Source organism: Sphingobium sp. FW305-3-2-15-F-TSA7, assembly GCF_058787155.1.
Genome location: NZ_JBYSZM010000003.1, coordinates 199,274 through 223,714 on the forward strand (window position 1 = coordinate 199,274; position 24,441 = coordinate 223,714).

Sequence of the window (24,441 nt, forward strand, 5' to 3'; positions counted from 1 at the left end):
CGGTTGCAATGGCCGAAGCTCAAGCGCCTGTTGATGGCGTTCGGGCTGTTCGGTCTGGTGATCTGGCCTGCGACCGGATGGTTCGGCTATGATCTGCTTTCAGGCGAGCTGGAGCGCTTCCGGCAGCTTCCCGGGCTTCACGTCTCACCCTCTGCCATTGTCGGACGCGATTTCGTCAATATCTGGCATGGCGGGCACGAAGCGCTGAACGGCGCCGAAGGCATTTACGACCGGGCCGAATATCGCCGCACATTGCGCGCGGCCGCCGACGTCTACGGCATCTACGCATTCTCCTATCCGCCACACATGCTGATGCTGTCGGTGCCGTTCGGCTTTCCGCCCTATCTCTGGTCGCTCGCTTTATGGCTGATCGGAACCTTCGCATTGTTCACCTGGGCCGCACGGCCCTGGCTGAAACAGGCCGGACTGCCGCTCTGGTCGGTGCTGCTGCTGCCCGGTGCCGTGGTCAATCTGTGGGCGGGGCATTTCGGTTATCTGATCGGCGGTCTCGCGCTTTACGGCTGGTGGCATGCCGGCCGCCGGCCCGGCCTGTCGGGCCTGAGTTTCGCGCTGATGAGCGTCAAACCCCATATGGGCGTGCTGGTGCCACTGATCCTGGCGGCAAAGCGGGAATGGTCGACGATCGCCTGGGCGACGCTCGGCACGCTCGCGCTGGTGCTCACATCGACGCTTGCCTTCGGCGTCGATGCCTGGACGACCTGGCTGACGTCGACGCTCAGCTTCCAGGTGGGGCTGATCGACCCCGGCGCACAACGCGAATATTATTTCATGATGCCCACGGTCGCCCGGATGCTGCTGACGATCGATCGTGAAGGGCCGGTGCTGCTGGGCCAGATCCTTTTCGGGCTGACGACGCTGGCATTGCTGATCTGGGCCGAACGGCGGCATGCCACGCTCACCGATATCGGCCTGCTCTCGATCGCCGCCACGCCGCTCATCCTGCCCTATCTGTTCAACTACGACCTGGTCGCGCTCTCGCTCGCGGCCCTGGTCTGGGCGGCGCGCTCACCCGCGCGCTGGTGGTCGCCCGAGCGGCTGGCCTATGGCGCGGCGTTCGTGACGCCACTCGCCCAGGTGCCGCTGGCGCGCGAGGGCTTTTGGCTGTCGCCCGTCGCGATCCTGGCCGCGCTTGCCTTCGCCGCATGGCGTTCGGGCCGCGACTGGGCGGAACATCCGGAATGATCCGCGCGCCCAAGACGATGTTCGGCCAGATCGCCGCCTATGCGGTCGGCGGCGGCGCCATCACATTGCTCCATTCGGGCGTCTATTGGCTGCTGGCCGAACCGATCCGCATCGATGCCTATCTCGCGAACACCATCGCCGCGATCGTCGCGGGCATCACCGGCTATGTGCTGCACAGCCGCTGGACCTTCGGCCACACCAACACCGCGGCGAAAGGCCTGGGCGCGCCCGGCCGTTTCGTCGTCGTCTCGCTGCTGACCTATTTCCTCAACAGCTTCTGGGTCTGGCTGTTCGTTCAGAAACTGTCGCTGGGCGTCACTTTGTCCATCGCTCCGATGATTCTCGTGACGCCCTGGTTCGGCTTTGCGCTCAACCGCTTCTGGACGTTCAGACGCTGAAGCTCAACGGTCGCGGCGCCCCAGCAGCCGCAGCCGCAGCGCGTTCAGCTTGATGAAGCCTTCGGCGTCGCGCTGGTCATAGGCGCCCTGATCGTCCTCGAAGGTCACGACCTTCTCCGAATAGAGCGAATTGGGCGACTTGCGGCCGATGATGTGCGCCGCGCCCTTGTAGAGCTTCAGGCGGACGGTGCCGCTCACCTTTTCCTGGCTGTGGTCGATCGCCGCCTGCAGCATCTCGCGCTCCGGGCTGAACCAGAAGCCGTTATAGAGCAGCTCGGCATAGCGCGGCATCAGCTCGTCCTTCAGATGCGCCGCACCCCGGTCGAGCGTCACCTGTTCGATGCCGCGATGCGCCAGATGCAGGATCGTGCCGCCGGGGGTTTCGTACATGCCGCGCGACTTCATGCCGACGAAACGGTTTTCGACCAGGTCGAGCCGGCCGATGCCGTGCGTGCGGCCGAGTTCGTTGAGCTTGGTCAGCAGGCTGGCGGGCGACAGGCCTTCGCCATTGATCGCCACCGCGTCGCCGCGCTCGAAATCGATCGTGATGATCTCCGGCGTGTCGGGCGCATCCTCGGGGCTGACGGTGCGCGAGAAGACATAGTCGGGCACTTCCTCCCACGGATCCTCGAGCACCTTGCCCTCGGACGAGGTGTGGAGAAGATTCGCATCGGTCGAGAACGGCGCTTCGCCGCGCTTGTCCTTGGAAACCGGGATCTGGTGCGCCTCGGCGAATTCGATCAGCCTCGTACGGCTGGTCAGATCCCATTCGCGCCACGGCGCGATCACCTTGATGTCGGGCGCGAGCGCGTAATAGCCGAGCTCGAAACGGACCTGATCATTGCCCTTGCCGGTCGCGCCATGGCTGACCGCATCGGCATTGACCTGACGTGCGATCTCGATCTGGCGCTTGGCGATCAGCGGCCGCGCAATGGAGGTGCCGAGCAGATAGAGGCCTTCGTACAGGGCGTTGGCGCGCATCATCGGATAGACGAAGTCGCCGACGAATTCCTCGCGCAGATCGTCGATGAAGATATGCTCGGGCTTGACGCCGGCCATCTCGGCCTTGCGGCGCGCCGGTTCCAGCTCCTCACCCTGGCCGAGATCGGCGGTGAAGGTGACGACTTCGCATTGATAGGTCTGCTGAAGCCATTTCAGGATCACGCTGGTGTCGAGACCGCCCGAATAGGCCAGCACCACACGGTTGATCTTGTCACTCATCAGGGATCCTTCTCATGCCGGGAATCGCGCGAGTGCGCCTATGCGGAAAGCCGCGCCTGTGCAACATTTGCGCTCGGAAAGGGGAGACGGCGATGGTCGAAAACAAGACCCAGCCCACTGAAAGCGACGTGGCGGTGTTCATCGACGCGGTCGAATCCGACGCGCGACGCGAGGATGCCCGGGCGCTCGACGCGATGCTGCGCAGGGTGACCGGCCTGGCGCCCACGATGTGGGGACCCAGCATCATCGGCTATGGCCGCTATCATTACCGCTATGAAAGCGGGCGCGAGGGTGAGGCATGCCGGATCGGCTTCAGCCCGCGCAAGGCCGCGCTCGTGCTGTATTTCAACGGTCGCACCCCGGCCTTCGAGACGCTGCTCGCCACGCTCGGCAAGCATGACAGCGGCAAGGGCTGCCTCTACGTCAAGCGGCTCGCCGACATCGACATGGCCGTGCTCGAACGGCTCGCTGCCGAATCGCTCGCCTATATGGACGCGCATTACCCCGACTGAGCGGCCTCCCGGCCGAACGCACGACCGGCCTTTTCGGCGAAGCGCGCCAGCGACGCGCGATCGTCGCCGTCGCGCGCACTGGCGGACATGCCGGCCAGCGCGATGGTCGCGAATTCGGCGAGTTCGTCGGCGCGATCGGGATATTCGGTGGCGATGAAGTCGCGGACCGCGGCCCGGCTGGCCGCCTTGGCCTCGCCCGCGATCGATCGCGCCTCCGGATCGACGCTGTTGCGGGTGCCGTCGAGCACCAGGCAGCCCGCCGCGCATCCCGGAACGGTATAGATGGTCGCCGCAAGCCGGAACATCCGCGCGATCACCGTCGCGACGTCACCGCCCTCGGCCAGCGCGGTCGCAAGGACATTGGCCTCGCTATCCGCGTAGAGCGCAAGCGTGCGCCGGAACAGCCCGGCCTTGCTGCCGAATGCCGCATAGAAGCTTGGCGGCTTGATCCCCAGTGCCGCAACGATCTCGGCCACGCCCACACCGTCATACCCCTTGCGGTGGAACAGCCCCATGGCCGTCTCCACCGCACGTTCGGCATCGAAGGCGCGCGGTCGACCGCGCGCAGGAGAAACGCCGGGCTCCGCCTTTTTTGTAGCAGTCACTAAAATAATCCTTGCAGGCACGCCATCAGGATAATATGTAGCGATCACTACACAAGATCGCAAGGAAGCTTCACATGACCGACTTCACCAACAAGAACATCCTCGTCCTGGGCGGCAGCCGCGGCATCGGTGCCGCCATCGTCCGTCGCTTCGCGCATGATGGCGGCCGCGTCGCCTTCACCTATGCCGGCGCACAGGCGGCCGCCGAAGCGCTCGCAGCCGACACCGGTACGGAGGCGATCCGGACCGACAGCGCCGATCGCGACGCACTGATCGCAACCGTGGCGTCGCGCGGCCCGCTCGACCTGATCGTGATCAACGCCGGCACGCTGGCGCTGGGCGATCCACTGACGCTCGAGGCCGATACCGTCGACCGGATGATCGATATCAATGTCCGCGCGCCCTATCACGCGGCGGTCGAGGCAGCCCGGACCATGGTCGAGGGTGGGCGCATCATCGTGATCGGATCGACCAATGGCGACCGCGTGCCCTTTGCCGGGGGCGCCGCCTATGCGCTCACCAAATCGGCGATGCAGGGCATGGTGCGCGGCCTGGCCCGCGATTTCGGCGAACGCGGCATCACCGTGAACAGCATCCAGCCGGGGCCGACCGATACCGAGATGAACCCGGCCGAAGGGCCGATGGCCGAGACGATGCACGGCTTCATGGCGATCAAGCGCCATGTCCATGCCGACGAAGTTGCCGGCCTGGCCGCCTATCTTGCCAGCCCCGAAGCCGCGATGATCACCGGATCGATGCAGACGATCGACGGCGGCTTCGGCGCCTGAGCGTTGATTTGAGAAAGCGCGGAAGAGTGCTTTCTGACGGTACCGGCCCGCTCCCCCGCCCAACCACCCGACAGGATCATGCTGGATCGGGTGGTTGGGCGGGGGGCCGGGCGGAGCAGCTCAAGGTTCCGGCGATGCGAAGCATCGGTGGAATAGCTGCGGAGGGCGGCGCCGACTTTCTCAACAAAGACTCTCAACCTAAATTCGCGAGGCGCTTCTCCTCCTCCGCGATCCAGTCGCGGGTGATGGGCAGCGCATCGCGGCGGCGGGTATAGAGGATCTGGTAATTGCCCATGCCGCCATGCTCGAAGGTCGAGATCGCCCCGGCGAGGTAGAAGAGCCACATCCGGTAGAAGCGCTCGTCATACATGGCGACGATCGCGTCGCGATTGGCGACAGTGCGCTGGTACCAATGCCGGATGGTCAGCGCGTAATGCAGCCTGAGCGTCTCGACATCGGCGGCGATCAGCCGGCATCTCTCGCTTGCGGCGAGCGTTTCCGACAAGGCCGGAATATAGCCGCCGGGAAAGATGTATTTCCGCGTGAACGCGTCGGTGGTGCCGGGCACGCCGAAGCGGCCGATGGTATGGAGCAGCATCGCGCCATCCTCGGTCAGCAGGTTGCGGCATTTGCGGAAGAATTCGCGGAAATGCGGCGGGCCGACATGCTCGAACATGCCGACCGAGACGATCCGGTCGAACTGCCCCTCGACATTGCGATAATCGATCAGCTCGAACTTCACATTGTCCGACACGCCGGCGGCGGCCGCGCGTTCGCGCGCCACTTTGAGCTGCTCTTCCGACAGCGTCACGCCGAGCACGTCGACGCCGCAGGTGCGGTGGAGATAAAGCGCCATGCCGCCCCAGCCGCACCCGATGTCGAGCACCCGCTGGCCGGGCTTCAGGTGGAGCTTGGCCGCGATATGCGCCTTTTTGTCGATCTGCGCCTGTTCCAGGCTGTGCGCCGGATCGGTGAAATAGGCGCAGCTATATTGCATGTCGGCATCGAGGAAGAGCCGGTAGAAATCATTGCCGAGATCGTAATGATGCGCGACGTTGCGCTTCGATCGCGATTGCCAGTTGAGGCGCGACAGCCGGCTGCCCATGTCGCTGAGCGCGCGGCGCAGCGGATTGCGGATGCGGAGTTGGCCGCCGCGTTCCCAGGGCTGATTCTTGCGCACCAGCGTGATGAGATCGAGAATGTCGCCCTGTTCGACGACCAGCCGCCCGTCCATATACGCTTCCGCCGCCCCCAGCCGCGGATGGCTCGCCACATAGCTGGCGGCGCCCGCATCGGTGAATCGGATGGCGACGTCGCCATAATCGGGATCGGGGGTGCCGAAGCGGCGACTACGCCCGGCATGGTCGGTGAGAGTGAGCGTGCCGCGGGCGACGAGCCGCGACAGGAACGCATCGATCAAAGCCATCAGGCCTCCTTCTGTCGATCCCCCTCTCCAGGATGGTCGGAATGCGAAAAGCCGGGCGCGGGGTCAAGACCGATACGTCGACATCCCCATGATCGCGCATCAAATACCCGCATACCATTCATATTGCGCGCGATCTTCCCAGAAGCCGCCCTTGCCCAGCCCGATCCCGTCGAGGCTGGCCACTGCGTCGATCGCCTGGACATATTTGGCGTGCTTGTAGCCAAGCTGGCGCTCGACGCGCAGGCGCAGCGGCGCGCCATTGCGAATCGGCAGGATGCTGTCGTTGAGCGCCCAGGCCATGATGGTCTGGGGGTGGAAGGCATCGATCAGGTCGATCGATTCATAATAAGCGATGCCGCCGCCCATCTCGTCGGCACAGCGAAAGACGAGATAGCGTGCCGATTCGCGCAGCCCCGCCAGGTCGAGCAGCCGGTGGAGCGGCACGCCCGTCCATTTGCCGATCGCGCTCCAGCCCTCGACGCAATCATGGCGGGTGATCTGGGTCCGCGCGGGCATCGACCGGATCTGCGCCATGGTCAGGCTTTGCGGCCGCGCCACCAGCCCGCCGATATCGAGCCGCCAGCGCGCGAAATTCTCGGTGGCATGGCCACGATAATCCTCGCCCTGCGGATTCTGGGTGCCGTTGCCGCGGAAGAAGGGCGAAAGATCCGCCGCCTCGAACTCGCGCGCCAATGCATGCCGGTCGGTGATCAGCCGCTGGGCATGCCGGTTCATCGCATCGGCGGAGAACAGGATCTTGCGGAATGCCGGGCTTTCGCCGAGCCGGTCGCAGCCGGTGAGCAAACCGCCCGCCCCCAGCGCAGCACCCGCCAGCAACCGTCGTCGGGTGACGAACCCGTTCATGCGCGCACCTTCATCCGGCCGGTGATCATGCCGCCGATCCCGCGCATCGGCCCGGCGAGCAGCACCAGCAGCAGATGGACGATGATGAAGACGACGATCGCGGCCGCGGCGATGAAATGGATCGAACGTGCCGACTGGCGCCCGCCGAACAGGTCGAGCAGCCAGGGCCAGGCCGCGTCCATTCCCGGAGACATGGTGAGCCCGGTCAGGATCAGCAGCGGCAACAGCATGAAGATGACGCCGATATAGCTCGCCTTTTGCAGCACATTATAGCCGCCGCCATGATCGAAACGCAGCTTCAGATGATCCTTCACGTCGCGCCAGACCACCGGCGGCGCGATCTCGGCGCGCGTGAGACTGAGATCGCGGCGGACATGGCCGTTCCAGAACGCACGGATCATGAAGGCCAGCAATCCGAACGCGAACAGCCAGGCGAAACTCAGATGCCAGCGCCGCGCGAGCGCCAGATTATAGGTGGACGGGATCGTCGCCCAATGCGGAAAGGCGCGCCGCTGGACACGGCCCTGAGGATCTTCCCACCGTCCCAGCATGCCGCTGGTGTCCCAGCGCCGGTTGCCGATCTGGAGATAGCCGCGCGTCTCGTCCGATCCGATCTGCAGCCAGGCCCGATCCCGGTTGGCGCCATACTGGCCCCAATAGAGCCGGGGATGCGCGTTGAAGATCATCAGCCCGCTCATCAGCAGCGTGAAGACCGCGAGCGCATTGGTCCAATGCCAGATGCGTGTGGAAAGGCGATGGCGGAGGACGCGCGGGGCCGGCTGCGGCGCCTCTGCCGCGTCTCGCTCGGTCTCGGCCAGGCTCGCCATGCGTCGACAATCCCATTCGCCGACCTGCCTGTAAACCCGGCAATACGCGATCTCGAAGATGCTGACGCATCCTCGATCGGTTCGCTCAAGCGCCGCGCGGGCTGATACTGGATCTCGATGAGTTCGACTCATCGAGATCCAGTATCAATGATAAGCGCGCCAGAAGAAGACGATGGTCATCGCCGCGGTGACGAACAGGGTGACCGCGCGAATCACCTGCGGCGGCAGGATCCGCCCGACCCGCGCGCCGAGATAGCCGCCCGCGATCGCCCCGAGCAGCATCGGCACCGCCAGCTCCCAGACCACCATCGCGGCAACCACGAAGATGATCGTCGCGGCGGCATTGGCGACCGCGAGCATCAGGGTCCGCGGCGCTGCCAGATGATGCGGCTCCGCGCCGGCGAGCAGGCCCCAGGCCGCCATCATCATCAATCCGACGCCGCCACCGAAATAGCCGCCATAGATGCCCAGCGCGAGCTGGACCGCGATCAGCGTGCCGGCACCGATGCTGACCCGGCTGTGCAGTGCGTTCGAGGCGCGTTTGCCGAACGCCATGACCAGCGTGGCGAGCAGCAATAGCCAGGGAATGACGATGTCGAAGGTGCGTACCGGCGTGGCGACGAGCAGCAGGCTGCCCGCCAGCCCCCCGATAAAGGTGATCGTGACGAGCGTGCGGACGCGGATGCCGCCCAGCGGCTCCAGCCCGTCGCGATAGGCCCAGGCACTTGCGATCGCTCCGGGCTGGAGCGCAACATTGCTGGTGGCGTTGGCGACCGGCGACGGCAGTCCGAGCGCGATCAGGATCGGCATCGTCGCAAAGGTGCCACCGCCGGCGAGCGCGTTCATCGCGCCGCCGACAAGGCCGCCCGCCAGCGCCAGTCCCGCCGCGGCGAGATCAGCCAAGCGCCGCCTGCTTTTCCTCTGCCAGCCGGTCGAGCTCGGCCCGGCTCTTCTTTTCCGCGCTCGTCTTGAGCTGGCCGCATGCCGCATCGATATCGCGGCCGCGCGGCGTCCGGACGGGCGCGGAGATACCACCCTCGAACACGATGTCGGAGAAGCGCCGCACCCGTTCGGGCGTCGAGCATTCATAGGCAGCGCCCGGCCAGGGATTGAACGGGATCAGGTTCACCTTGGCGGGCAGCTTGTACTTCTTGATCAGCCGGACGAGCTCATAGGCATCCTCGTCGCTGTCATTCTTGTCCTTCAGCATCACATATTCGAAAGTGATCCGCCGGGCATTGTTGGCGCCGGGATAGTCGGCACAGGCCTGGAGCAGCTCCTCTATCCCGTATTTGCGGTTGAGCGGCACGATCTCGTCGCGCACTTCCTTGGTGACCGCATGAAGCGAGACCGCGAGATTGACGCCGATCTCCTCGCCCGCGCGCGCCATCATCGGCACCACGCCCGAGGTCGAGAGCGTGATTCGCCGCTTCGACAGCGCCAGTCCGTCGCCGTCCATCACGATCTTCAGCGCGTCGCGCACCGCGTCGAAATTATAGAGCGGTTCGCCCATGCCCATCATCACGATGTTGGTGAGCATCCGCCCCTCGGACTGCGACGGCCATTCGCCCAGCGAATCGCGCGCCAGCATCACCTGTCCGACGATCTCGCCGGGCATCAGATTGCGCACCAGCCGCATCGTGCCGGTATGGCAGAAGCGGCAATTGAGCGTGCAGCCGACCTGGCTCGACACGCACAATGTTCCCCGATCGGCATCGGGGATGAAGACCATCTCGTAATCCTGGCCGTCATCGGACCGCAGCAGCCATTTGCGCGTGCCGTCGGTCGAGACCTGCGCCTCGACGACTTCGGGGCGGCTGATCACGAAACGCTCGGCCAGCCAGGGATGCTGGGCCTTGGCGATGTCGGTCATCACCGAGAACTCGGTCGCGCCGCGATTATAGATCCAGTGCCAGAGCTGCTTGGCGCGCAGCTTCGCCTGTTTGGCGTCCATTCCGGCCTCGGCCAGCGCCGCACGGATCGTGTCGCGCGACAGGCCGACCAGGTCGATCCGGCCATCGGCACGTGGAACCTCGGCACGCGGCACGGGCACGGGATCGATATGGCCGGGGATGGCCATGTTCATGGTCTGGGGGGCGTTCATCGGCGCCATGTAGGGAAAAATGCCCGTGTTTTCCAGAAAAGGATGGTGAGGGGCTCAGGCGCCTCTCCCATTCTCCGTTTGTCCCGAGCGAAGTCGAGGGACGTTTGAGGCCTGCGCCACGTCCCTCGACTTCGCTCGGGACAAACGGTGCAGTCGTTTTCGCGTTCTACCGCCTTCGCGCACAGCCCAATGCGGCGGCATCGATCGCGGTCGCGGCGCCGCGCAGACGATAGGCGTCGGTGAAGGCGCGGCCACTCGCATCGCGACTCGCGATCGCCATGCTGGTGGCGCTGCGCATCGCCGCGACGATCGCGGCATCGGCACGCGCATCGGGCGCCCAGGCGTCGGCGCCGCCCGCCGCCAGGCGGAAACGCCGGTCGCCGACGGTCAGGGTCACCGCCGCGTCGGCGGCGCGGGTGCGACTCATCCGGACATGGAGCTGACCGCGGACATTGCGGCCGGGCCAGTGCGCCACGCTCGCAAAGGGCCGCCAGCGTCCGCCGGCACTGCGCGCGGCCGGCTCGGCGATCGCGAAACAGCGCAGCGGGCGATCGTCGCGGAATGCGCCCCAGCCTTCGAAGATGCCCAGCGAATCGCGCGCCATCGCCGGTATCGCGGCCATAAGCATGGCAAGCGCGACAGCAACCCGGATCACGCCGGCGCCCTGCCCCGGCCGAGATGGATCACGCTTTCGACCCCGTCGGCGATCATCACCATCGATCCCTGCGGCAGGCCGGCCGCGACCCCCGCCTTGAGCACCGGATCGTGCGCGGCCCCGGTCATCACCCCGCGCAGCACCCGCGACGACAATCCGTGCATGATGACCAGCCGGTCGCCCGGTTCGTCGCCAATATCCGCCAACCATGCGGTCAGGCGTGCCGCGATCTGGTCATACCATTCGCCGCCGGGCGGCACCCGGTTGAACAGGCCGGACACCGGATCGATCAGCGGCCCGCCCTCGGCGACCACATCGGCATAATTGCGCCCACCCCAGGCGCCGACATCGATCTCACGCAGTCGCGCGTCGGTGCGCGTCCGGTGCCAGTCGGCGCCGATATGTTCGGCGACCACCGCCAGCGTCTGCAGGGCGCGGCCGGTATCCGACGCCCAGAGCGTCGGCGGCGGGCCGGGATGATCGTCGAGATAGCGTTTGAGCCCTGCCCCCATCGCATCCGCCTGGAGGAATCCGGCGCGGGTGAGCGGGGTGTGGAGATGCTCGCCCTGCATCCGCGCGGCGGCGTTGAATACCGTCTCGCCATGCCGCGCAATGAAGTAGCGTTTCGCCCGGTCCATGGCGAGGCCATCGCGCGTTCGTGGCATAATTGCAACGGTTCGCGCTGTTTATGTGAGGTTCATGCAACCTCGATCGAAATAGTGCACTGAGCACTCGCCCCCTCCCTTTCGGGGCAAAGTATGAGTGGAGTTTAATCATGCGTAAACTTGTTCTGGCCTCGCTTGTCGCGATCGCCTTCGCCACCCCCGCCCTGGCCCAGGATGCTGACGCACCCTTCACCGGCCCGCGCGTGGAAGGCGTAGTCGGCTGGGATCGCGTCCAAGGCGGCGGCAGCAAGAGCGACGACGTCATGTACGGCATCAATGCCGGCTATGACGCGCAGATGGGCGGCGCCGTGATCGGCGCCGAGGTCGAGTATAGCGATTCGAGCAACCGCGCTTGCGCGGGCGCCAAGACCGTCGCCGATCCGCGGCTGTGCCTGAAGGCTGGCCGCGATCTCTATGCAGGCGCACGCGTCGGTACCGTCGTTGGCGGTCGGACGCTGCTCTATGCAAAGGCGGGCTATACCAACGCCGATGCCAAATTCACTTCGGATAACGGCACCACCGAAACCACGCTGTCGAAGAATCACCTCGACGGCATCCGTGTCGGTGCGGGCGTCGAGCAGTCGCTCGGCAACCGCGTCTATCTGAAGGGCGAGTATCGCTACTCGAACTATGAGCAGGGCGTGGAGCGTCACCAGGCGCTCGCGGGTGTCGGCGTCCGGTTCTGAACCGTCGGCGACATGCCTGAGAAAAGAGGGTCGGGGCGCTTGCTCCGGCCCTTTTTCTTGCTAATGAGGGAGACTGGCCGAGCCGGTTCCGCGCTCCGGCTTCAGCCATAATGGTACGCCCGGGGGAACACGGACATGAAGGCGACGATCGAACGCGCAACGCTGCTGAAAAGCCTCAGCCACGTTCAGTCGGTGGTCGAGCGGCGCAACACCATACCCATTTTGTCGAACGTCCTGCTGGAAGCAGGCGCGGACGGCACGATCCGGCTGATGGCGACCGACCTCGACCTGCAAATCGTCGAATCGGTCGAGGCCGCAGTCGATCAGGCCGGCGCGACGACCGTTTCGGCGCACACATTGTTCGACATCGCACGCAAGCTGCCCGAAGGCAGCCAAGTCGAGCTCGCCGCGGCCGACGGCAAGATGCAGGTCAATGCCGGGCGCGCGCGCTTCAACCTTTCGACGCTGCCGCGCGACGATTTCCCGGTGATCGCGGAAGGCGAGTTGCCGACGAAGTTCGAGCTGCCTGCGCAGACGCTGCGCCAGATCATCGACAAGACCCGCTTCGCGATCTCCACCGAGGAGACGCGCTATTATCTCAACGGCATCTTCCTGCACGTCTCCGACGAATCGCAGCCGGTGCTGAAGGCCGCGGCAACCGACGGCCACCGCCTGGCGCGCGTCACGGTGGCGCGCCCCGACGGTGCGGAGGGCATGCCCGACGTGATCGTGCCGCGCAAATGCGTGGCCGAACTGCGCAAGCTGCTCGACGAAGTCGACGGGTCGGTCGAGGTTTCGCTGTCGCCGACCAAGATCCGATTCGGACTGGGCAGCGCGGTGCTGACCTCCAAGCTGATCGACGGCACCTTCCCCGACTACAGCCGCGTGATTCCGACGGGCAACGACAAGATGCTCAAGATCGATCCGCGCAGCTTCGAGGAAGGCGTGGACCGCGTCGCGACCATCGCGACCGAGAAGACCCGCGCGGTCAAGATGACGCTGGAGCGCGACAAGATCACCCTGTCGGTGACCAGCCCCGAGAATGGCACTGCGGCCGAGGAAGTCCCCGGCGACTATGCGTCCGAAGGCTTCGATATCGGTTTCAATGCGCGCTATCTGCTCGACATATTGGGCCAGATCGAGGGCGATATCGTCGAGGTCCATCTGGCCGACGCGGCGGCGCCGACGCTGATCCGCGAGAACGACAAGTCGCCCGCGCTGTACGTACTCATGCCGATGCGGGTCTAGCCCGCGCCGATCAAGGTGCTACTTTGATCGGAAACCCATGAGTCTGCTGACCCGATTGTCGCTGAGCGATTTCCGCTCCTATGCCGATGCACTGATCGCGCCGGGGCCGGGTTTCGTCGTGCTCACCGGCGAGAATGGCGCGGGCAAGACCAATATCCTCGAAGCCGTCTCGCTGCTCGCCCCGGGCCGCGGGCTGCGGCGCGCGGCGCTGTCCGAAATGGCACGCGACGGCGGCCCAGGCGGATTCGCCGTGGCGGCGCAGCTCGTCGAACGCTCCGCCGAGGAACAGCCGCTCGCGATCGGCACCGGCACCGCGCCTGCGGCGCCCGAACGGCGCCAGGTCCGCGTCAACGGCGCGCAGGCGGCCGCCACCGCACTGGCCGACTGGATCTCGATCCTGTGGCTGACCCCAGCAATGGACCGGCTGTTCGTCGAGGGCGCGGGCAATCGCCGGCGTTTCCTCGACCGGCTCGTGCTTGCGCTCCATCCCGGCCATGCCGTCCAGACCACGCGCTACGAGGCTGCGATGCGCGCGCGGACCAAGCTGCTGACCGGCGACGCCCCGCCCGACCCGGCCTGGCTGGGCGCGCTCGAGGCACAAATGGCCGAACATGGCGCCGCCGTAGCCGAGGCGCGACTGGAGACCGTCGCCGCCCTCGGCGGACGGCTCGCGCTTGCGCCCGAAGGTCCCTTTGCGCGCGCGGGGCTCGCGATAGAAGGCGGCGCATCCGCCGATCTTGCCGCATGGCGCGCGCGCGACGCTGCCGCAGGCCGCGCTTTGACCGGGCCGCATCGCCAGGACCTGATCGTCACGCATCTGGGCAAGGACCAGCCCGCAGAGCGCTGCTCGACCGGCGAACAGAAGGCGCTGCTGCTCGGAATCATCCTGGCCCATGCCGATCTGGTCGCCGAACGTGCCGGGCGCCGCCCCGTGCTGCTGCTCGACGAAGTCGCCGCGCACCTCGACCCGCGCCGCCGCGCCGCCCTGTTCGACCGGCTCGACGCGGCCGGCGGGCAGGTCTGGATGACCGGGACCGAGGAGACGCTGTTCGAAGGCCTGCCGCACTCCGCCAGCCGCTTCAAAATCGCCGACGGCGTCGCTATATTGATGTAGGGTTCGCGCCCTGGCTCCCGACATCGTCGACAGTCGCTTTTCCTTGGGCTTCGCCCGACCCTTCGCTATAGAATCGGCATGAACGAAGAACCTACCCAGACCAGCAATCAGAACGCCTATGGCGCCGACTCCATCAAGGTCCTGAAAGGGCTCGATGCGGTCCGCAAGCGGCCGGGCATGTATATCGGCGATACCGACGATGGATCGGGCCTGCACCATATGGTGTTCGAGGTTTCGGACAATGCAATCGACGAGGCGCTGGCGGGCCATTGCGACCTGATCCGCATCACGCTCAACGCCGACGGCTCCGTCTCGGTCGAGGATAATGGCCGCGGCATCCCGACCGGCATCCATGCCGAGGAAGGCGTGTCGGCGGCCGAGGTCATCATGACCCAGCTCCATGCCGGCGGAAAGTTCGAGAACACGTCGGACGACAATGCCTATAAGGTCTCGGGCGGCCTGCACGGCGTCGGCGTCTCGGTGGTCAACGCACTGTCCGAATGGCTCGACCTGACGATCTGGCGCGACGATGAAGAGCATTATATGCGCTTCGCCTTCGGCGATGCCGTCGCGCCGCTGAAAGTGGTCGGTGCCGCCAATGGCAAGAAGGGGACCAAGGTCACATTCTTCCCCAGCCCCGCCACCTTCAAGATCACCGAATTCGATTTCGAGAAGCTCGAGCATCGCTATCGCGAGCTCGCTTTCCTCAATTCGGGCGTCCGGCTGATCCTGGCCGATGCGCGGCACGAGGAGAAAGTGGAGCATGAGCTTTATTATGAGGGCGGCATCGCGGCCTTCGTCAAATATCTCGACCGCGCGAAGACCGCACTCTTCCCCGAGCCGATCGCGATCACCGGCCAGCGCGACGATATCGGCATCGACGTCGCGCTCGAGTGGAACGACAGCTATTACGAAAACGTCCTCTGCTTCACCAACAACATCCCGCAGCGCGACGGCGGCACCCATCTCGCGGCGTTCCGCGCCGCGCTGACCCGCACGCTCAACACCTATGCCGAAAAATCGGGGCTGCTGAAGAAGGAAAAGGTCTCGCTGACCGGCGACGACATGCGCGAAGGGCTGACCGCGATCGTCTCGGTCAAGCTGCCCGATCCCAAATTCAGCTCGCAGACCAAGGACAAGCTGGTCTCCTCGGAAGTCCGCCAGCCGCTCGAAAGCCTGATCGCCGACAAGATGGCCGAGTGGCTGGAGGAGAATCCGGCAAATGCGCGCTCGATCATCCAGAAGGTAATCGACGCGGCGGCGGCACGCGAAGCCGCGAAGCGCGCGCGCGAGCTCACCCGGCGCAAGGGCGTGATGGATATCGCTTCGCTGCCCGGCAAGCTCGCCGATTGCCAGGAGCGCGATCCCGCCAAGTCCGAACTGTTCCTGGTCGAGGGTGACTCGGCAGGCGGATCGGCCAAGCAGGGCCGCGACCGCAACGTCCAGGCGATCCTGCCACTCAAGGGCAAGATCCTGAACGTCGAGCGCGCACGCTTCGATCGCATGCTCTCCTCCAAGGAGATCGGCACGATGATCCAGGCGCTGGGCACCGGCATCGGGCGCGACGATTTCAACCTGGAAAAGCTGCGCTACCACAAGATCGTCATCATGACCGACGCAGATGTCGACGGCGCGCATATCCGCACGCTGCTGCTGACCTTCTTCTATCGCCAGATGCCCGAGATCATCGAGGCCGGGCACCTCTTCATCGCGCAGCCGCCGCTCTACAAGGTCGCACGCGGCCGCAGCGAGGTCTATGTCAAGGACGATACCGCGCTCGACAATTATCTGGTCGAGGCGGGCGTCGGCTCGACCCGGCTTGAAACCTCGGGCGGCACGCGCTTCGGCGAGGATCTGAAGGCGCTGGCCGACCATGCCCGGCGGATGCGCAGCCTGATGCGCTATGTGCCGCGTCGCTACGATTCGGCGATCATCGAAGCGCTGGCGCTGGTCGGCGCGCTCGACCCCGGTTCGAATGCGGATCAGCGCGGCGAAGCATTGAAGCGCGTGGCGCAATGGCTCGACCGTGCCGACCCCGAAGCACGCTGGTCGGCCGGCCTCAGCGCCGAGGGCGGCTATCACCTGCAGCGGCTGTGGCGCGGCGTCACCGATCATCACATCATCGAAGCCGCTTTCCTCTCCAGCCAGGAGGCTCGGCGCCTCCATGCGCTGATCGAAGAGCAGGTGGAAAGCTATGCCGGCGTTGCCAAGCTGGTGACCCTGCCCAAGGGCGCAGCGGCACAGCAGGACGCGGCGGAAGCCGATGGTGAGGAAGAGGCACCCGTCGCCGATACCAAGGGCGCAAGCGTGACCCGGCCGTCCGACCTGCTCGAAGCGATCCTGGCGGCCGGACGCAAGGGGCTTTCGATCCAGCGCTATAAGGGCCTGGGCGAGATGAATGCCGAGCAGCTCTGGGAAACCACGCTGGATCCGCAGAACCGGTCGCTCCTGCGAGTCGAGATCGCGCAGGCCGACCTGGCCGATGAGATCTTCACCCGGTTGATGGGCGATGTCGTCGAACCGCGGCGCGAATTCATTCAGGAAAACGCGCTCAACGTGGCGAATCTCGACGTTTGAGTAAGGCGAGCAACGCATATGGCGGGCCGCCTTCGCCCGCGCTGGCCGAAATCGGCGCCCATGTGGATGCCCGGCTGTCGCGGACGCCGGGCGTGCAGAAGGTGCCGGTGGGCGGCATGGACCTGTTCGTGCGCGAGAATTTCCTGAGCGAGGCGGATTGCCGCTTCCTCATCGGGCTGATCGACGCGTGCAGCCGGCCGTCCACGGTGTTCCTCGACGGCGGCGACGCCGCCTTTCGCACCAGTTCGAGCGGCGATCTCGATCGGTGGGATCCCGGCGTGAACGCGATCGATACACGGATCTGCGCATTGCTCGGCATTCCCGTCAACCATGGCGAAACGATACAGGGTCAGCGCTACGAACCGGGCCAGCAGTTCAAGGCGCATCACGATTTCTTCCATGTCAGCCAGGCTTATTGGCCGGACCAGGAAAAACATGGCGGACAGCGGAGCTGGACCGCGATGATCTATCTCAACCAGCCCGAGGCGGGCGGCGAAACATATTTCCCCTCCGCCGGCGCGAAGGTCGCGCCCCGCGCCGGTCTGCTGCTCGCCTGGAACAATATGGGCGCGGACGGCGCGCCCAATCTCGACAGTCTCCATGCCGGCCTGCCGGTGACGGCGGGCGTCAAGCACATCGTCACCAAGTGGTTCCGCGAACGCCCCTGGGTCTAGCTAAGATCCAGATTTTGGGGGCTCGCCTCTGCTCAATTGAACCGCTTCATTGTCATTCCCGCGTACGCGGGAATGACAGCGGGTGCGTCGATCGTGATTGATAATTCGGAACCGCTCTAACGGCGACCGGCGGCCTTTTTCTTGGCCGACGGGCCGCGCAGCACGGGCTGGCCGGAACGGGTGCCCGTTGCCTGGCCGTCCTTGAAGACCAGGGCGCCATTGACCCAGACCCGCGAGATACCGACCGATTGCGCGCCGGGATTCTCGCTGGTGGCGCGATCGGCGATTTGCGCCGGATCGAACAGCACCAGATCCGCGCGCGCGCCGGGGCGGATGACGCCACGATCGGCGATGCCCATATGCTCGGCCGCCGCCTCGGTCATGGTGTGGATCGCCTGTTCCAGCGTGATCACGGGCTGCTCGCGCACATAAAGGCGCAATATGCGGGGGAAGGATCCGATGCCGCGCGGATGGCGATCGCCGAGCATGCCGTCGCTGCTGATGTTCGCATGCGGCCAGGCGATCAGCTTCGCGACATCGTCGCCGCGCATGCTGGTGCCGATCACCATTTCACTGGCGCCGGGCGCTTGCGATTCGGCGATCAATTGCATCAGCGCTTCGGCGGGGTCGATCCCGCGCTGCGTCGCGACTTGCGCGACGGTCTTGCCGACCAGGCTCGGGTCCGGGCTGAAGTCCGAGAGCAGCAGCCCTTCCGCCGGTGCGAGATGCTTGAGCGCGAACTCGGCGCTTTCACGATTCTTGAAATCGCGCTTGGGGAACATGACGGTCAGCGTCGATTGCCAATATTCATAGGGATAGACATCGCCGGTGATGTCGACGCCCTCGGTACGGGCGCGGTCCATAACGCCCAGATAGCGATCGGCCTGGCCCCACCAGTCGGTCATGGCGAGCTTCATGTGCGAGACCTGGACGGGCATGCCGGTGACCCGCCCGATATTGACGATCTCGTCGAGCGCGGCCCAGATATACTGGTCCTCGCTGCGGATGTGGCTGATATAGCGGCCGCCGAAACGCGCAGCTTCCTTCGCCAGCGTCAGCACCTCGTCCTTGCTGGCATAGATGCCGGGATCATATTCCAGCCCCGTCGACAGCCCGAGCGCGCCCGCCCCCATCGCCGTCTGGACCAGCGCGCGCATCCGTTCGATCTCGGCAGCGGTAGCGACCCGCTTGTAATCCTCGCCGAGCACAGCCGCCCGGATGGAGTTATGCCCCACATAGGAGGCGATGTTCACCGCCACGGGTGTCTTCTTCATATGCGCGAACAGCGGGCTCAACGGCAATTCCGATCCGCCGTCCTGGCCCACGATGATCGTGGTGATGCCCTGGCTCGTCACGGGCACGGCATCGGGCTGTTCGAACAATCCGCGGTCGTGATGGCTATGGGTATCGATGAAGCCCGGCGACAACACCTGCCCGCCCGCGTCGATCACCTGCTCCGCCGCGCGCGGCGCGAGATCACCGACCGCGACGATGGTGCCGCCTTCGATCCGCACCGAGGCGGAGCGCGCCGGTGCGCCGGTGCCGTCGACGACTTTTGCGCCCGTGATGAGCGTCGATTGCGAAGATTGCGCGCCGGCGACACCGGATGGCGCAAGCACCATCGCGGCGATTGCCAGAATATAGCCGCACCGCCTGCCCGGTCGCGAATGCTGCATAAGATCGATACCCATGGCCATCCTGCCCCTTGTCGTGCTGTTTATTGGGAGATCATGAAAGACGAGACCTGATTGCCCGGTGCCACCGCATATCGCACCTTCATCGTGCGATCGCCGAAGGTGGCGGCATAGGTGTAGCTGATGTCGTCACCCAGTTCCTCGCGCTCGGTCAGTTCCAGTTTGGTCAGCGCGCCCACGGGCTTCAGTATGTTAGAGAAATACGGGTTCGACATCTCGGCGAAACCCTTGCCCGCCATCGGCACATCCTCCTGGCGCAAACTGCCTGTGCGGGCCGCTTCGATCAGTGCCGTGACCCGACGAGCCGTCTCAGCTTCTGGCTTGGGGCGCGGCGGGGCAGCGACAAGCGCCGGATCCCAGAGCTTCGCGATCCCATCGATAAACGTGTCGAGTTTGGTCGCTGCCGAGTTGGTCAGCAGGACGACCGACAGATCGTCGCCGAGGTAACGCGAATAATAGGTACGGAAACCCTGCCAGGCGCCGCCATGATGATAGCGCGGCTTGCCCCCCGCCGTGTCGAGGTTCCAAGCGAAGCCATAGGGATAAGGCTTGCCGCTATTCAGCCGGACAGGCGTATAGATCTGTTTCCAGCTTGCGGGACTGAGCACCTTGCCCTGCTCGACGCCGCGCGCCCATGCGATCATGTCGTCGAGCGAGAGATAGAGCGAGCCGTCCGCGGTCGAATTCATCGTCGGCGAAACGAAATCCTGATTCTTGAGCGTGCCGTCGACAAGCTTGTAGCCCGATGCGCGATGCAGGACGATATCGCCGTCGCTGATGCCGCGCGCCGTCTTCATGCCGAGCGGCTTGAAAACCTCGGTGTCGAGAACCTCCAGATAGGATTTGCCCGTCGCCTTCTTCACGAGAATGCCGAGCAGCGCATAACCGGTATTGCTGTAGCTCCAGCGCGCGCCGGGCGTGAAATCGAGCGGCATCGCGGCGGCGATCTTGACGAGTTCGTCGTCGGTATAGTCGCGCCGGTAATCGAAATCGCGCTCGTATTCGGCGACGCCCGATGTGTGGGTGAGGAGGTGGCGGATGGTCATCGTCCGCCAACTCGCCGGCGCATCGGGCACATATTTGGAAACCGGATCGTCGAGGCTCATTTTGCCTTGTTCGACCTGTGACATCACCGCGGCGGCGGTGAACATCTTGCCGACCGAGCCCGACTGGAAAATGGTTTCGGTCGTCACGGGAACATCGTGCTCGACGGTGGCGCGGCCATAGCCCTTGGCGACAACGATCTCACCCTTGCGCAGTATCGCGACCGAAACGCCGGGCACTTTTTCCTCGCGCATCTCGCGCTCGATGAACGTGTCGAGCTGCTTTTTGAAGGTCTCGGGATCGGGTGCCGCCAGCGCCGGCGCGGCAACGCAGAGCGTCGCCACCGCGCATAATGTCTTGGCCAGTCCGAACATCGTCTCTCCCCTTATGATCTCATCTGTCGTCGCAGCGGATAGTCACGTCATGCGCGCAGTGCCTCGCGCCGGCCGCCGCCCCATATGTCTTCGGAACACCAGACCATGCCGTCACGATAATCGGCGACAGGCGCACGATCGCGGGTCAGCAGCACCGGGCCGTCGAGATCGACGATGTCGCACAGCTGGCCGACGATGAAGGCCGGCGCCATGGCGAGCGATGTGCCCAGCATATTGCCGACCATCACCTGCATGCCGCGTGCGCGCGCCGCTTCGACCATCGCCAGCGCCTCGGTCAGGCCGCCGCATTTGTCGAGCTTGATATTGACCACCGAAAAGGCGCTGGGCAGCGTGGCGATCGAGGCCAGCCCCTGCACGCTTTCATCCGCCGCAAGCGGGATCGGTGACTCGAAGGCTTCGAGATCGGTGTCGCGATCCAGCGGCAGAGGCTGTTCGATCAGCGCGACCCCCGCCTCCACCAGCACGGGCATCAGCTGTTCGAGACCGGCACGCGAAAAACCCTGATTGCCGTCGACACCCAGCCAGACATCGGGCCGCGCGGCGCGTGCGGCACGAACGCGCTCGGCATCCAGCCCGTCCCCGGTCAGCTTGAGCTTGAGTGCGCGCGCATCGCCAAATCCGATTGCCCGCTCAGCCACGACCTCGGGGGGCTCGGCGCCGATCGTCCAAGTGGTCAGGCACGGTTTCGGCACGGAGATGCCTGCATCCTGCCAGGCCGGTCGGCCCGACCGCGCGGCTTCGAGATCCCAGAGCGCGCAGTCGAGCGCGTTGCGCGCACCCCCTATGGGCAGCAGCGACTGGAGGCGCGTACGGTCCATGCCCGCGCCGAACGCGTCGCCGACCGATGCGATGGCCGCAGCAATGCTCGCCGGCGTCTCGCCGAGATAATCGACGCCCGCCGCCTCACCACGGCCCTCACAATCGCCATCGCGCACGGTCGCGACGACCAGCTCGATCGCGTCATAGCTCCAGCCCGTGATGCGGAACGGGTAGACAAGAGGCCAGGTCTCGATGCGAACCGCGATGTCCATGATGTTTTCCGGGACCGATCAGTCGAAACTTGCGGCGATGTGCGCAACGAGCGCCCCCGGCCCCGTCGCCACGGGATCGAAGCAGGGGAGCCCGAACCGATCGGAGATCGCCTTCAGATGATCCGCCCGCGCATCAGCGGAAAGCGCCGAGCAATTGATGCTGATGCCCGCGCAACGCACCGCCGGATTGATCCGGCGCGCCATGACGAGATTGGTCTCGATGCACTCGGCAAGGTCGGGAAGCGGGAAATCGGGATAGCCGTCGACATGCGTCCGGCCCGCCGCATGGCACAGGATGATGGCGTCGGGCTGCGAGCCGTGGAGCAGGCCGAGCGCCACGCCCGCATAGGCGGGATGGAACAGCGAACCCTGGCCCTCGATCACGTCCCAATGGTCATGGTCATTATCGGGCGACAGCGTTTCCGCCGCGCCGGCGACGAAATCGGACACCACGGCATCGATCGGAACGCCTTCGCCCGCGATCAATATGCCCGTCTGTCCGGTCGCACGGAACGTCGCCTTCATGCCGCGTGCCGCCATTTCGCGCGCGATGGCGAGTGCGCTGTATTTCTTGCCGACGGCGCAGTCGGTGCCGACCATCAGCATGCGCCGGCCGGACCGCTTGCGCCCCGAACCGACCGGAAAGCTGCGCCCCGGCACGCGAACGTCGAACAGCGACGCCCCGGAAGCCCGGGCGGCGGCGGCGATCTCGGGCACGCTGCCGAGCCGGGCATGCATCCCGCTCGCCACGTTGAGCCCCGCTTTGAGCGCGGCGGCGAGCGGCGCGACCCATTCGGGCGCGATGGCGCCGCCAAAGGGGGTGACGCCGATCACCAGCGTCTGTGCGCCCGCGGCCCGCGCCTGCGCGAAATCCATGTCCTCCAGCCCCAGATCGACGCCGCAGGATGGCAGTCGCCACTGGCCGACGCAGCGCTCGCCCGACCAGTCCACGAGTCCGCACGCCGTCTTGGCATCGAGCCGGTCGGCCACATCACCCAGAAACAACAGATATTTTCCAGGGATGATCATCCGACGCGATCTTTCTTGCAGAATGGGGGGCGACACCATGAGCGCCCCGGAACCGCTTGATAGTTATAAATATCACTCTAGAAGTCAACTGACATAAAAATAACAAATCCCCGTCGACCGACACAAACACACCGACGATCTGGAGACCGCGCTTGAAAACCTTCCCTTCGCCGCCGGTGCCGGCATGAAGCCGCTCGCCCGCAAGACCGTCGCCATGCTCCAGGCGAGCGTCGGCGAGAATGGCGCGAAGCTTTCGCCCAATATCGGCCTGTTCGCGCTGATCTGCTTCGGTGTCGGCAGCACCGTCGGCGCGGGCATCTTCATTCTCACCGGCACCGTCGCCGCGCAGCATTCGGGTCCGGCGGTGGCGCTGTCCTTCCTGATCGCCAGTGGAGTCTGCCTGCTTGCCGGGCTCTGCTATGCCGAGCTGGCGGCGATGATGCCGGTTGCGGGCAGCGCCTATTCCTACACCCATGCCTCGATGGGTGAGGCAGCCGCCTGGTCGGTGGGCTGGTGCCTCGTGCTCGAATATCTTTTTGCCGGCGCGCTCATCGCGATCGGCTGGTCGGCTTATGCCCAGTCGGTGCTGCACGATATCGGCCTGGGCGTTCCCGCACTCTTCGCACAGGCGCCGTTCGCGATTTCCGCCGACCGCCAGCTGGTGGCGACGGGATCGATCATCGATCTGCCCGCGGTGCTGCTGACGATCGCCTGCACCGCGATGCTGCTGCGCGGCACCGAATTCTCGGCGCGGATCAACACGCTGATCGTCGTGGCCAAGATCGGCGCGATGCTGCTTGTCGTGGCGACCGGTTTCGCCTTTGTCGACCAGGCCAATTGGACACCGTTCGTCCCCGCCAATGAGGGGGTGTTCGGCCGATTCGGCTGGTCGGGCGTCCTGCAGGGCGCGGGCGTCCTGTTCTTCGCCTATGTCGGGTTCGATGCCGTCTCGACGCTGGCACAGGATGTTCGCGATCCGCAGCGCACCGTTCCCCGCGCGCTGCTCGCCTCGGTGGGCGTGACGACATTGCTCTATGCGCTTGTCGGGCTCGTCATCACCGGGCTCGTCAGCTACCGGCTGCTCGACGTTCCCGATCCCGTCTATGTCGCGCTCAACGCCGCGGGCCCGGGGCTCGCCTGGGCCAAGCTGGTCGTCGGCTTCGTCGCGATCGCCGGGCTGGTTTCGGTGCTGCTGGTCAGCCTGCTCGGCCAGGTGCGCATCTTCTATGCGATGGGGCGAGACGGCCTGTTGCCGGCGGCCTTCACCCGCGTCAGCGCCAATTCGCACATTCCCTTTGCCGGAACGCTGGTGACGGGCGTGATCGCGTCGATCGCCGCGGGCGTGCTCCCGCTGAGCCTGCTCAGCGAACTCATCTCGATGGGGACATTGTTCGCCTTCGTCATGGTCGCGGCCAGCGTCATCGTCCTGCGCCGGCGCGAGCCCGGAGTCGCCCGGCCGTTCCGCGTGCCATTCTACCCCTGGACGCCGCTGCTCAGCATTGCCGCCTGCCTGTATCTGATGTGGAGCCTGCCGCTGGATACATGGATCCGGCTCGTCATCTGGCTGGCGATCGGCGGTGCGGTCTATTGGCTTTACGGCCTGAGGCGGAAAAACGGCGGATAGGGAGATTCGCGGTTCGAGGAAAACATCGAACGACGGGAGCGGGTGAGCAGACGGAAG

The 24,441-nt window shown here is 65.5% G+C and carries 23 protein-coding genes; 10 read left to right on the forward strand and 13 right to left on the reverse strand.

From position 1 onward, the window contains the following. Window positions 1–3 precede the first annotated feature (3 nt). Both AC3WN8_RS03435 and AC3WN8_RS03440 read left to right on the forward strand, forming a co-directional pair. Window positions 4–1,203 (forward strand): glycosyltransferase family 87 protein, encoded by a 1,200-nt coding sequence (locus AC3WN8_RS03435; RefSeq protein WP_492667977.1) that lies wholly within the window; start codon window positions 4–6, stop codon window positions 1,201–1,203. Further along, entirely contained in the window at window positions 1,200–1,601 is a 402-nt protein-coding gene (locus AC3WN8_RS03440) for a GtrA family protein (RefSeq protein WP_492667978.1), read from the forward strand. The genes AC3WN8_RS03435 and AC3WN8_RS03440 overlap by 4 nt, the downstream gene beginning before the upstream one ends. 3 nt (window positions 1,602–1,604) lie before the next feature. Here the strand turns inward: AC3WN8_RS03440 and AC3WN8_RS03445 are convergent, their stop codons facing one another. Next, on the reverse strand, window positions 1,605–2,822 hold the full coding sequence (locus AC3WN8_RS03445; RefSeq protein WP_492667979.1) for an argininosuccinate synthase: 1,218 nt from the start codon (window positions 2,820–2,822) through the stop codon (window positions 1,605–1,607). Window positions 2,823–2,914: 92 nt separating this feature from the next. Between AC3WN8_RS03445 and AC3WN8_RS03450 the strand changes: the two genes are divergently transcribed. Then, window positions 2,915–3,334 (forward strand): DUF1801 domain-containing protein, encoded by a 420-nt coding sequence (locus AC3WN8_RS03450; RefSeq protein WP_492667980.1) that lies wholly within the window; start codon window positions 2,915–2,917, stop codon window positions 3,332–3,334. Here the strand turns inward: AC3WN8_RS03450 and AC3WN8_RS03455 are convergent. Next, on the reverse strand, window positions 3,322–3,939 hold the full coding sequence (locus AC3WN8_RS03455; RefSeq protein WP_492667981.1) for a TetR/AcrR family transcriptional regulator: 618 nt from the start codon (window positions 3,937–3,939) through the stop codon (window positions 3,322–3,324). The two genes, AC3WN8_RS03450 and AC3WN8_RS03455, sit on opposite strands and share 13 nt — an antisense overlap. 74 nt (window positions 3,940–4,013) lie before the next feature. On the opposite strand from AC3WN8_RS03455, the gene bdcA reads away from it, so the two are divergent. Then, the gene (gene bdcA, locus AC3WN8_RS03460; protein WP_492667982.1) at window positions 4,014–4,727 is read left to right on the forward strand and encodes an SDR family oxidoreductase; all 714 of its coding nucleotides are present in this window, start codon (window positions 4,014–4,016) and stop codon (window positions 4,725–4,727) included. Between the two features lie 193 nt (window positions 4,728–4,920). Here the strand turns inward: bdcA and AC3WN8_RS03465 are convergent, their stop codons facing one another. The 7 genes from AC3WN8_RS03465 to AC3WN8_RS03495 all read right to left on the reverse strand — a co-directional run bounded on the left by AC3WN8_RS03465 (window position 4,921) and on the right by AC3WN8_RS03495 (window position 11,241). Continuing rightward, the gene (locus AC3WN8_RS03465) at window positions 4,921–6,153 is read right to left on the reverse strand and encodes a class I SAM-dependent methyltransferase (RefSeq protein WP_492667983.1); all 1,233 of its coding nucleotides are present in this window, start codon (window positions 6,151–6,153) and stop codon (window positions 4,921–4,923) included. Between the two features lie 99 nt (window positions 6,154–6,252). After that, a complete protein-coding gene (locus AC3WN8_RS03470; protein ID WP_492667984.1) occupies window positions 6,253–7,017 on the reverse strand; it encodes a molybdopterin-dependent oxidoreductase in 765 nt (254 codons plus the stop codon). Then, window positions 7,014–7,844, reverse strand: coding sequence for a cytochrome b/b6 domain-containing protein (locus AC3WN8_RS03475; RefSeq protein WP_492667985.1), 831 nt, complete (start codon window positions 7,842–7,844; stop codon window positions 7,014–7,016). The genes AC3WN8_RS03470 and AC3WN8_RS03475 overlap by 4 nt, the downstream gene beginning before the upstream one ends. Window positions 7,845–7,988: 144 nt before the next feature. Beyond that, window positions 7,989–8,747 (reverse strand): sulfite exporter TauE/SafE family protein, encoded by a 759-nt coding sequence (locus AC3WN8_RS03480; RefSeq protein WP_492667986.1) that lies wholly within the window; start codon window positions 8,745–8,747, stop codon window positions 7,989–7,991. Further along, window positions 8,740–9,924 carry a dual-specificity RNA methyltransferase RlmN gene (gene rlmN, locus AC3WN8_RS03485; protein WP_492668021.1) on the reverse strand — a complete coding sequence of 395 codons (1,185 nt, stop codon included), beginning with the start codon at window positions 9,922–9,924 and terminating at the stop codon, window positions 8,740–8,742. Before rlmN ends, AC3WN8_RS03480 begins: the two co-directional genes overlap by 8 nt. A gap of 190 nt (window positions 9,925–10,114) precedes the next feature. Continuing rightward, a complete protein-coding gene (locus AC3WN8_RS03490; protein ID WP_492668022.1) occupies window positions 10,115–10,576 on the reverse strand; it encodes a hypothetical protein in 462 nt (153 codons plus the stop codon). A gap of 23 nt (window positions 10,577–10,599) precedes the next feature. Then, complete coding sequence (locus AC3WN8_RS03495; protein WP_492667987.1) at window positions 10,600–11,241, reverse strand: histidine phosphatase family protein; 642 nt, start codon at window positions 11,239–11,241, stop codon at window positions 10,600–10,602. Between the two features lie 137 nt (window positions 11,242–11,378). On the opposite strand from AC3WN8_RS03495, the gene AC3WN8_RS03500 reads away from it, so the two are divergent. From AC3WN8_RS03500 to AC3WN8_RS03520, 5 genes are all read left to right on the forward strand, one after another. Beyond that, the gene (locus AC3WN8_RS03500; RefSeq protein WP_492667988.1) at window positions 11,379–11,954 is read left to right on the forward strand and encodes an outer membrane protein; all 576 of its coding nucleotides are present in this window, start codon (window positions 11,379–11,381) and stop codon (window positions 11,952–11,954) included. Between the two features lie 135 nt (window positions 11,955–12,089). Then, window positions 12,090–13,202, forward strand: a complete 1,113-nt coding sequence (gene dnaN, locus AC3WN8_RS03505; RefSeq protein ID WP_492667989.1) for a DNA polymerase III subunit beta — start codon at window positions 12,090–12,092, stop codon at window positions 13,200–13,202. A gap of 37 nt (window positions 13,203–13,239) precedes the next feature. Next, window positions 13,240–14,316 carry a DNA replication/repair protein RecF gene (recF, locus tag AC3WN8_RS03510; RefSeq protein WP_492667990.1) on the forward strand — a complete coding sequence of 359 codons (1,077 nt, stop codon included), beginning with the start codon at window positions 13,240–13,242 and terminating at the stop codon, window positions 14,314–14,316. Window positions 14,317–14,394: 78 nt separating this feature from the next. Then, window positions 14,395–16,893 carry a DNA topoisomerase (ATP-hydrolyzing) subunit B gene (gene gyrB, locus AC3WN8_RS03515; RefSeq protein WP_492667991.1) on the forward strand — a complete coding sequence of 833 codons (2,499 nt, stop codon included), beginning with the start codon at window positions 14,395–14,397 and terminating at the stop codon, window positions 16,891–16,893. Continuing rightward, window positions 16,890–17,567, forward strand: coding sequence for a prolyl hydroxylase family protein (locus tag AC3WN8_RS03520; RefSeq protein ID WP_492667992.1), 678 nt, complete (start codon window positions 16,890–16,892; stop codon window positions 17,565–17,567). Before gyrB ends, AC3WN8_RS03520 begins: the two co-directional genes overlap by 4 nt. A 116-nt stretch (window positions 17,568–17,683) precedes the next feature. On the opposite strand, the gene AC3WN8_RS03525 is transcribed toward AC3WN8_RS03520, so the two are convergent. From AC3WN8_RS03525 to dgcN, 4 genes are read right to left on the reverse strand one after another with little or no spacing between them, the layout of a single operon-like run. After that, window positions 17,684–19,258 carry an N-acyl-D-amino-acid deacylase family protein gene (locus tag AC3WN8_RS03525; protein ID WP_492667993.1) on the reverse strand — a complete coding sequence of 525 codons (1,575 nt, stop codon included), beginning with the start codon at window positions 19,256–19,258 and terminating at the stop codon, window positions 17,684–17,686. A 26-nt stretch (window positions 19,259–19,284) separates the two neighbouring features. Continuing rightward, window positions 19,285–20,679, reverse strand: a complete 1,395-nt coding sequence (locus tag AC3WN8_RS03530; RefSeq protein ID WP_492667994.1) for a serine hydrolase domain-containing protein — start codon at window positions 20,677–20,679, stop codon at window positions 19,285–19,287. Window positions 20,680–20,726: 47 nt separating this feature from the next. Then, window positions 20,727–21,731, reverse strand: coding sequence for a dipeptide epimerase (locus AC3WN8_RS03535; RefSeq protein ID WP_492667995.1), 1,005 nt, complete (start codon window positions 21,729–21,731; stop codon window positions 20,727–20,729). A gap of 18 nt (window positions 21,732–21,749) precedes the next feature. Continuing rightward, window positions 21,750–22,760, reverse strand: coding sequence for an N-acetyltransferase DgcN (gene dgcN / locus AC3WN8_RS03540; RefSeq protein WP_492667996.1), 1,011 nt, complete (start codon window positions 22,758–22,760; stop codon window positions 21,750–21,752). Between the two features lie 184 nt (window positions 22,761–22,944). On the opposite strand from dgcN, the gene AC3WN8_RS03545 reads away from it, so the two are divergent. Then, entirely contained in the window at window positions 22,945–24,384 is a 1,440-nt protein-coding gene (locus AC3WN8_RS03545; protein ID WP_492667997.1) for an amino acid permease, read from the forward strand. The last annotated feature ends 57 nt before the right edge of the window (window positions 24,385–24,441 follow it).